The 2,946-nt window shown below is 71.5% G+C and carries 4 protein-coding genes and 1 pseudogene; all 5 read left to right on the forward strand.

Going from position 1 to position 2,946, the window contains the following annotated elements:
• Positions 1-221: 221 nt before the first annotated feature.
• Positions 222-416 carry a hypothetical protein gene (locus ACLJT4_RS42155; protein ID WP_411130451.1) on the forward strand — a complete coding sequence of 65 codons (195 nt, stop codon included), beginning with the start codon at positions 222-224 and terminating at the stop codon, positions 414-416.
• A 30-nt stretch (positions 417-446) separates the two neighbouring features.
• The gene (locus ACLJT4_RS42160; protein WP_411130453.1) at positions 447-899 is read left to right on the forward strand and encodes a hypothetical protein; all 453 of its coding nucleotides are present in this window, start codon (positions 447-449) and stop codon (positions 897-899) included.
• Between the two features lie 10 nt (positions 900-909).
• The gene (locus ACLJT4_RS42165; protein ID WP_411130454.1) at positions 910-1,176 is read left to right on the forward strand and encodes a hypothetical protein; all 267 of its coding nucleotides are present in this window, start codon (positions 910-912) and stop codon (positions 1,174-1,176) included.
• A gap of 86 nt (positions 1,177-1,262) precedes the next feature.
• Positions 1,263-2,111 (forward strand): bifunctional DNA primase/polymerase, encoded by an 849-nt coding sequence (locus tag ACLJT4_RS42170; RefSeq protein WP_411130456.1) that lies wholly within the window; start codon positions 1,263-1,265, stop codon positions 2,109-2,111.
• Between the two features lie 6 nt (positions 2,112-2,117).
• Positions 2,118-2,946 (forward strand): annotated as a pseudogene (locus ACLJT4_RS42175) (ATP-binding protein); the annotation flags it as partial.

The raw sequence follows: 2,946 nt of genomic DNA on the forward strand, positions 1-2,946 counted from the left end.
TAAGAGCCCCTCCTGTCTGTCACCTGTCACCCGACCCGGACAAGGGGGCTTCGGCCTGTCAGCGCGGCCTGTTCCCCTTTCTGACCTGCGCGTTACAGGTGACAGACAGGTGACAGGTGACAGACAGCTGACAGGCCAGATGACAGGCCCGCACAGCCCCTCCGGCCGCCCACGAACGGGCGGCCGGACTCATCCTCCACACCCTTCCAGGGAGTCGTCCCATGGCCGTCACGGTCTCCGCCGCCGTCCTCTTCGGACTCATCAGCCTCGCCCTCATACGCCTGCGCTACGTCCAGCTCGGCTCCGCCCTCGCGGTGTTCCTCTTCGGCTTCTTCATCGCCAGCACCGGCGCCAGCAAGCCGATCACCGCCGCCTGCCAGGCCATCGCCGAAGCCCTCACCCACCTCACCGCCTAACCGCCCGGCCGCCGGGCGCAAGGAGGACCCGTGCACCCCCAACACCCCCACCCCACGCTGCCCCCACAGGACATCCCGCCCGGCGTCCAGGAAGTCATCCTCCCCTCCGGAGAACGCGCCCTGGCCTACAGCACCGGACCCACCACACCACCCCCGCCGGTGATCCCGGCGGCGCCGGTGGCCCAGCCGATCCCGGCCTGGGCCAAAGCCACCGCGCTGCTCGCGCCGACCGTCGGCGGCGGCATCGCCATCACCGCGGTCGGCCTGTCCGCCGCCGCGCCCGGGCTGGTCGCCATCAGCCACGTCCTGTGGTCCACGGTGGCCGCCCTCGCCGCCGGCGGCGCCGCAGCCGCTGCCGTCATCAGCCGCGTCCGAGCCCGCCTCACCGCCGCGCAACGCGAAATGCAACGCCCGCACATCACCCAGCACATCACCTCAACCGGCTTCCTCGGCCGCGCCAACGGCACCATCAACCACCGCTAGGAGACTCGTCATGCGTCTGCGTATCCAGCGCGCCATCTGCCCCCACCGGGGGCTCTATCTCACCGACACCCCTCGTCCCGACTGCTCCGCCTGCGAGGGCAACGGAGGCACCTCCTACGACTACGGCGACCACAACGGCGAGTACGCCGGCACCGAATGGGAGCCCTGCGCCTGCTGGGACAACTCCCGCTGCTGGCTCTTGCTGCCCCTGCCGCGTCTGCCCCGCGCCCTGCGGCGCACGCCGCCCGGCGGCTACAGCGACGAACCGCCCTTCTAGATACAGCAAGGGCGGCCCGCGTCTCGCCAAAGCCTCGGGCCGCCCTCATCTCCCTCGCCTGTCGAGAGACCAAGGAGGTCTCCAGCATGACCCAACCCACCGACAATCGGCGAGTAGCCCTCGCCCTGGCCGCCGCCGACGTGCCGGCCCTGCCCCTGCGGGCGGGCAAGGTCCCTTTCGGCAACTGCACCGCGTGCAGGGGCAACGTGTGCGGTGGCCGGACGAATATGAAGAACGCCGGCCCCTGCGAGTGCCCGCGGCCGTGCCACGCCTGGGCCGCAGCCACCACCGACCCCGCTGTCCTCACCTCGACGGCATGGGCGTCCGCGTGGCGTGAGGCAGCAGCCGTCGCCTACCACCCCGGCGGAGCAGGGCTCACGGTCGTCGACCTGGACGACGCAGCAGCCGTCGCCTGGGCCCGCGAGAACCTTCCCGCCACCCGCACGGTGCCGACGACGCGGGGCGAGCACTGGATCTACCGCGGCACCATGCAGTCCCCGAACGCGGTGCGGCCCGGCATCGACATCAAGAGCCTGATGTCCTACGCCCGTTGGCTCGGTCCCGGCACCGGCACCATGACCGACCTGCCCGCCGCCGTCCGCGCCCTGGCCGCGAAGAAGCCGCCAAAGGTCCAGCCTGCCCAACTCGTCGTCACGGCGCCCGTGCGGGCCGGGGGTGGGAAGTGCCGGCACCGCACGCCCACCTACCTGGAGCGCGGCATCGCCATGGCCGAGCAGCGCATCACCGCCGCCACCAGCGCGATCCACACCACCACCTACCGCACGTTCCTCGCCGTCTTGTCCGCGCACGGTCGGTGCGGCTGCCTCACCGACGCGCACGTGCAGCGGCTGTTCGCCGCCGCGCAGGCCAAGGGCGAATCGCCCCGGCACTGCACCGACGCCTGGACCAACGCCCAATCCGCGCTGGGGCTGTGAGGCGCAATGTCCGAGGACGACAAGACTCCGGCCCGCGAGATCATCACCGACTACGCGCAAACGCACTTCCGGTACTTCCGCACCGCCGACGGCACCGTGTACGCGCAGCGCACCGGCCACCCCGTGGCCCGTCCGATCCGTTCCCAGGGCACGACGGGCAGCCACCGCCAAGAACTCATGGTCGGCCTGTACAAGGACGGGGTCGGCGTGTTCAACGGGACCGCCTTGAAGGAGGCGCTCGACCTCATCGAGGCGCTCGCGCTGACCGAGGACGTGCAGCCCGTCCACATCCGCGTCGCCCCTGGCGTCGATGGGGCGACGTGGCTGGACCTGGGCCGCGACGACGGGCAGTCTGTCCGCATCCACCCCACCGGCTGGGACATCACCACCCCCGACCCGCGCGAGGTCTGCTGGCGGCGCACCCAGCTCACCGGCGAACTCCCCCTGCCGGTCAAGGACACCGACGGCAAGGGCATCGACCTGCTGATGCGCCTGTGCAACTTCGCGAATGCGGAGACCGAGTGCCTCGCCATCGCTTGGCTCATCGGCTGTCTCGGCCCCTCCGTGCCCGTCCCCGCCCCCTTCCTCACCGGGCCCCAGGGCGCCGGCAAGTCCACCGGCGGGCGGATGCTCGTGCGGATCATCGAGGGCATGAGCGGCGACCTGCGCCGCGCCCCGAAGGACGAGGAGAACCTCCTCGCGGCCGTCGCCGCCGGATGGGTCACCGCCCTGGACAACCTCTCCCACATGACCCCGGACCTGTCCGACGCCATGTGCTGCATCGTCACCGGCGCCGAGAACGTCAAGCGCGCCCTGTTCACCGACGGCGACGTGT

It is taken from the genome of Streptomyces sp. x-19, from assembly GCF_046549115.1.
In the GTDB taxonomy this organism is placed as follows: Bacteria; Actinomycetota; Actinomycetes; order Streptomycetales; family Streptomycetaceae; genus Streptomyces; species Streptomyces albulus_C.

Excerpts from the sequence above, each read along its gene's own strand:
- ACLJT4_RS42170 (WP_411130456.1), top strand. The coding sequence starts at position 1,263 with ATGACCCAACCCACCGACAATCGGCGAGTAGCCCTCGCCCTGGCCGCC.
- ACLJT4_RS42165 (WP_411130454.1), top strand. The coding sequence starts at position 910 with ATGCGTCTGCGTATCCAGCGCGCCATCTGCCCCCACCGGGGGCTCTAT.
- ACLJT4_RS42155 (WP_411130451.1), top strand. The coding sequence starts at position 222 with ATGGCCGTCACGGTCTCCGCCGCCGTCCTCTTCGGACTCATCAGCCTC.